Below are 6,057 nucleotides of genomic sequence, written 5' to 3' on the forward strand. Positions count from 1 at the left end.
AAAAAACGTCCAGTTCCGGAAGGGAGTGGGCGTTTTTGTTTGTCGAACCGATCTTGTTACCGTCGCTCAGAGTGGGAATAGGACAATGTACCGTTTCGGCAATTCCTGCAATATTATGAAATTGTACTCGTATGAATGGTAACAACTTGTTTGATGAGATCTTTGCAAAATTTCCCCAAATCCTCTAAATTCCCACCAAGACATTTATGGGATTTGGGGAAATTTTGCAAAGATCTCAGCTTGTCTGTATTCCGTCAATCAAAAAGGTCGTCTGAAAACCTTATTTTAGGATTTTCCGACGACCTTTGTTTACTTTAAAGAATTAAGCAATCAGCCAGCCATTTGTTTTGCCTGAACCGCTGTCAGGGCGATGGTGAAGACGATGTCTTCTACCAATGCGCCGCGGGAAAGGTCGTTGACCGGTTTGCGCAAACCTTGCAACAGCGGGCCGACGCTCAGGACGTTGGCGCTGCGTTGTACGGCTTTGTAAGTACAGTTGCCGGTGTTGAGGTTCGGGAAAATCAAGACGCTTGCCTGACCGGCGACGGTGCTTTCAGGGGCTTTGCTTTTGCCGACTGAAGGCACAGTAGCCGCATCGTATTGCAGCGGGCCGTCGATTTCCAAATCCGGGCGTTTTTCTTTCGCCAGTTTGGTCGCTTCAATCACGGCATCGACATCAGGGCCGCTGCCTGAGTTGATGGTAGAGTAAGAAATCATGGCAACTTTTGGCGGAATACCGAAGGCTTTGGCGGTATCGGCGGATTGGATGGCGATATCGGCAAGCTGTTCGGGCGTCGGATTCGGGTTAACCGCGCAGTCGCCGAAGACGAGGACTTGGTTGGGCAGCAGCATGAAGAATACGCTGGATACGAGGCTGGCGCCCGGTGCGGTTTTAATCAGCTGCAAGGCGGGGCGGATGGTGTTGGCAGTCGTATGAACGGCGCCGGATACCAAGCCGTCCACGTCGTTTTGCGCCATCATCATGGTGCCGAGGACAACGGTGTCTTGCAGTTGTTTACGGGCTTCTTCAGGGGTCAGACCTTTGGATTTGCGCAATTCGCACATCGGCTCGACGTATTGTTCGATCAATGTAGCGGGATCGACGATTTCCAAAGAGTCAGGCAGGTTGATGCCGCGTTCTTTGGCAACGGCTTCAACTTCTTGGCGTTTGGCAAGCAAGACGCAGCGGGCAATTCCTTTTTCGTGGCAGATGGCGGCTGCGGCGACGGTACGCGGTTCTGCACCTTCAGGCAGGACGATGCGCATATCGGCTTTGCGGGCAAAATCAATCAGGTTGTAACGGAATTGGGCGGGAGAAAGGCGGGAGGCTTCGCGTTTTGCCAACGCAGATACGTCTTTGAGCGCGCTGCTTGAGCCGTAGAATGTCAGTCCGGTCAGGCGGGCGACTTCTTCGCCTACGGATGCTGCCGCGCCTTCAATAATGAAGCCTTCCAAAAGACCCGGTGCGTTGGTATAAAGCTGTTTGGCAAGGTTGATTCGGTGTGCCACTTCGGCTGCGTCAGCACTATCAGATTGCAATGCCAAGACTACGCCTGCATCCAAAGACAATGCCAGCTCGACGTTTTTGCCGGACAGGAAGAGTTTGTCCGCTTCGGGGGCGATACCTTCGATAACAAGATTGTCGGTATTGAGTGCGACGGCTTTGCCGACCACAGCGTCAAACCAGTCGTCGCTTTTGCCTTGTGCCAACAGAGTTTCGGCGGATGCGTCGAGCGGTTGGAAAACTTGCGCGCCCAAAGCTTGGGCAAAGGCTTTGCTTGCTGCTGCCACGTCCAAACCGGCGGATACCGGAGCGACCAATAATTTAGCCATGATATGTGTCCTTTCTATATGGAGGTTGTCCGTCTTGGAGGTTGTCCGTCGCCGCCATGATGCAGACGTAACGGCAATGGCTTAATACTAACAAACAAACTGCGTTTCCAACAAGGTTAAATGTTAATAGATTCAGCGAAAATGCAATGGATTTTTAAGGGGCTGATACTGTCTGTGCGAAATATAGAAAAGGTCGTCTGAAAAAAAACTTTGATGGAGTTTCAGACGACCTTTTTTGATCGGTTCGGGTGGTTGGTTGTCAGCCTTTGAACACGGGGACGAGTTCGAGCTGGCTCAATACCTGCGCGGCGATGTTGATGACGCCGAAGAGGAAAACCCAAACCATCAGCCCGAATCCGCCGTAAATCTTGTAGTTTTTTCCTGTGCCGAATTTTTGGCGCGAACGGTAGAGCAGCATGGCGGGGATGATGCCGGTCCAAATGGTTGCCGCCAGACCGACGTAGCCGATGGCGGTAACGAAGCCTGTCGGGAACAGCAGGCAGGAAATCAGGGGCGGCAGGAAGGTGAGGGCGGCGGTTTTGGTGCGGCCGGACACGCTGTCGTTCCATTTGAAGATGTCGGCGATGTAGTCAAACAGACCGAGCGTTACGCCGAGGAAGGAGGTGGCAATCGCCATGTAGGAGAAGAGGGTCAATACTTTGTCCATGCTACCGGTTTGGGCGAATTTGGACAGTGTTTCGATGAGGACGGAGACTTGTCCTTCGGCGGCAATCACGGGGGCAAACTCGCTGCGCGGCAAGTTGCCTTGGATGGCGATTTGCCATAAGACGTAAATCACGAGTGCAATCAGTGTACCCGCCCAGATGGATTTCGCCACTTTGGGCGCATCGCCTTTAAAGTATTTGAGCAGGCTGGAGACGTTGCCGTGAAAGCCGAAGGAAGCGAGGCAGACGGGCAGAGCGGTGGCGACGTAAATCCAGTAGCTGGTGCCTGCGGGGGCTTGGGTGTCGAAAAGGACGGGCAGTTTGGCATCGGCAATCAGCCCGCCGGTCGCCCAGATGAAAGTCAGCACCATGCCACCGATGAGGACGCTGGTGAAGCGGTCGACCAGTCGTGCCGACGCCCACACGCAAAACGCGAGGATGCCGAAGAAGACGAGTTGTCCGACGGTGAGCGAAATTTCGCTTCCTACCGCGCTGCCCAGCCCTTTGGCGGTCAAGTCGCCGCCGACGAAGATGTAGGCGTAGGTGAGCAGGTATAAGACGAAGGCGACGGCAACGCCGTTGATGGCGTTCCAAGTCGGTCCGAGCAGGTCTTTGACCATGGTGTCGAAGCTGGCGCCGTGCGGATAGTGGGTGTTGACTTCCAATATCATCAGACCGCTGGAGAGCATGGAAAACCAAGTGTAGAGCAACACAATCAGCGAGCCTGTAAACCAGACACCGGAAGTGGCGGTCGGGTTGGCGAGCATACCTGCGCCGATAACCGTACCGGCGATAATCATGGCGCCGCCGAAAAGCGACGGGGTTTTGACGGACATGGAATTCTCCTCGGAAAAAAAACAGTCCGCCATTATGCCGTAAAGTGTAAGGATTGGTAAGGAGGTCGTCTGAAAATTACGGAGAATGGCAGACAGTAGGGAACTTTTTGGGTGGGGCAGCGATGTGTGGATGAGAACGATTTAATTTTTTGAAAGATTACGAAGTCATTTTTGAAAACAACCGCAAATGGCAGGAAACGAAGAGGCAACAATGCCCCGATTACTTCAAAGACCTCGCCGACGGACAAAATCCCGAATATCTCTACATCGGCTGCTCCGACAGCCGCGTCGCGGCGGAAGAGTTGATGGGGTTTGAACCGGGTGACGTGTTTGTACACCGCAACGTTGCCAACCTTGTTCACGGTTTAGACATAAATGTCGCTTCCGCCATCGAATACGCCGTCTCGCATCTGAAAGTCAAACACATCATCATCTGCGGCCACTACAACTGCGGCGGCATCAAAGCGGCGATGCTGCCCGAAGATTTGGGCGCGATGAATCCGTGGCTGCGCAACATCCGCGACATGTACCGCCTGCATCAGGAAGAACTGTACGCAATCGAAGACGAGCACCTGCGCTATGACCGCCTGGTCGAATTGAACGTTCAGGAACAGTGCCTCAACGTCATCAAAATGGCGTGCGTGCAGGAACGATACCTGCTCGACGGCTACCCGATTGTTCACGGCTGGGTCTTCGACCTGCGTACCGGCCGCCTTATCGATTTGAACATCGACTTCAAAAACATCCTCGCCGACATTCAGAAAATCTACGACCTCACCGATTCCGAATGGGTGGTCAACGCGCGTAAGAAAGGGGTTGATGGCTCGGAGGTCGTCTGAAAATGCAGTTTGGACAAGCATCCTGATTTTTCAGACGACCTTAATTTGCCCCAAACCTATCAAATACAAAAACACACACACATCAGGAGTACCCCTCACCATGAAACCCCATCAGAAAAAACAAGCTTTGGGCAGCCTGTTTAAGTCCAATTTCGCTTCCGGACTGGTTGTCTTCCTCGTCGCCCTGCCGTTGTGCCTCGGCATCGCGCTCGCTTCCGGTGCACCGCCGTTGTCCGGTGTGTTGGCGGGCATCGTCGGCGGCATCGTCATCGGTTCCCTCAGCACTTCGCACATCAGCGTTTCCGGCCCCGCCGCGGGCTTGGCGGCGATTATCCTTGCCGCGATTACCGAACTCGGTTCGTTCGAGTTGTTTCTGTGTGCGGGCTTAATCGCCGGCGCCATCCAGCTTTTGCTCGGCTTCATCCGCGCCGGCAGCCTTGCCGAATACATCCCCGTGTCCGTTATCGAAGGTATGTTGGCGGGCATCGGCGTGATTATCATCATGAAACAGATTCCGTTTGCCTTGGGCAGCAACGGCAGCCTCGCCGACCCTGCCGCCCTGTTTGCCGACATCCACACAGGCTCCCTTTTGGTAGCGGGCGTGTCGATGGCGATCCTAATCGTATGGGACAAAATCCCCGCGTTGAAAAACATCAAAATCCTGCCCGCCGCGCTGGTTGCCGTGGGCGCGGGGATACTGATGAACCAATGGTTCGTCGCCAGCGGCAGCAGCCTTGCCATTCCCGCCGGACAACTCGTCCAACTGCCCGTTCCCGATACATGGCGCGAAGCCGCAGGTATGCTCACGCTCCCCAACTTTTCAGGTTTCGGCAACAGCTACGTCTGGATGACCGGCATCACCATCGCCATCGTTGCCTCGATTGAAACCCTGCTTTGCATCGAAGCCGCCGACCGCCTCGACACCCGCCGCCGCATCACCGACACTAACCGCGAATTGCGTGCGCAGGGCGCAGGCAACATCGTCAGTTCGCTTATCGGCGGCCTGCCCATCACCTCCGTCGTCGTGCGCTCGTCCGCCAACGCCAATGCAGGCGCGACGCACAAACTGTCTGCCGTTATTCACGGCGTTTTGTTGCTGGTGTGCGTTTTGGCGATTCCCTTTATCCTCAACATGATACCCCTGTCCACCCTCGCCGCCGTCGTCGCGCTCGACCTGCTCAAAGGCGTCGGCATCGGGATCGCCATCAGCATCATCTTCATCCTTCAGGGTAACATGAAACGCGCCTACTACTCAGCCGCGAAGAACTCGCCGAAGCCGACGAAATCAGCTTAGAGCTGGCGGAAGAAGTCTCGTTCCTGAATAAAGCCGCCATCAAGAAAACCCTGAAAAACATCCGTCCGGGTTCGAAAGTAACCATCAACGCCGAACGCTCGTCCTACATCGCCGGCGACGTATTGGAACTGATTGAAGACTTCGCCAACGTCTTCGCCAAAGAAAACGACATAGACGTCGTACTCAAAGGCTTCAAATCCGACTACGACCACGAAGGCCGCGACCACCACAGCCATGTGCGGGTGGGACACAGTGCGAGTATTTAGAAGTCGGGTTGGAATGAGTAGGAAGAAAAGAAAGAGGCCGTCTGAAAACCCTGTTTTGGGCTTTTCAGACGGCCTCTTTAGCAGATGCAAATGGAAAATACCTGCTTCGTCATTCCCGCGCAGGCGGGAATCTAGGTTTTGGAAGTTATGGAAATCTTTAAAAATTGCAGCGGCCTTTCAGAGTCTGGATTCCCGCCTGCGCGGGAATGACGGTGGCTGATGAATCGGCTGTTTCGTCCGACAGAAAAGAAACATAATGAAATATTTAAGAAACAGTAACGGCAGTATTCGGTAATCTACCCCCTCTCCCGTCTGGCGGGAGAG

General features: G+C 54.2%; 5 protein-coding genes. 3 read left to right on the top strand and 2 right to left on the bottom strand.

Going from position 1 to position 6,057, the window contains the following annotated elements:
• Positions 1-330: 330 nt before the first annotated feature.
• Both pta and AC5M9B_RS04130 read right to left on the bottom strand, forming a co-directional pair.
• Positions 331-1,833: a phosphate acetyltransferase gene (gene pta, locus AC5M9B_RS04125; RefSeq protein WP_070655531.1), complete on the bottom strand. Its 1,503-nt coding sequence runs from the start codon at positions 1,831-1,833 to the stop codon at positions 331-333.
• Positions 1,834-2,092: 259 nt separating this feature from the next.
• Positions 2,093-3,334: an aromatic amino acid transporter gene (locus AC5M9B_RS04130; RefSeq protein ID WP_070655529.1), complete on the bottom strand. Its 1,242-nt coding sequence runs from the start codon at positions 3,332-3,334 to the stop codon at positions 2,093-2,095.
• Between the two features lie 149 nt (positions 3,335-3,483).
• On the opposite strand from AC5M9B_RS04130, the gene AC5M9B_RS04135 reads away from it, so the two are divergent.
• The 3 genes from AC5M9B_RS04135 (at position 3,484) to AC5M9B_RS04145 (ending at position 5,733) form a co-directional block, all read left to right on the top strand.
• Positions 3,484-4,173, top strand: coding sequence for a carbonic anhydrase (locus AC5M9B_RS04135; RefSeq protein ID WP_487648289.1), 690 nt, complete (start codon positions 3,484-3,486; stop codon positions 4,171-4,173).
• Between the two features lie 100 nt (positions 4,174-4,273).
• Entirely contained in the window at positions 4,274-5,467 is a 1,194-nt protein-coding gene (locus AC5M9B_RS04140) for a SulP family inorganic anion transporter (RefSeq protein WP_244969493.1), read from the top strand.
• Between the two features lie 122 nt (positions 5,468-5,589).
• A complete protein-coding gene (locus AC5M9B_RS04145) occupies positions 5,590-5,733 on the top strand; it encodes a hypothetical protein (RefSeq protein WP_244969494.1) in 144 nt (47 codons plus the stop codon).
• Positions 5,734-6,057 lie beyond the last annotated feature (324 nt).

It is taken from the genome of Neisseria flava, from assembly GCF_982712965.1.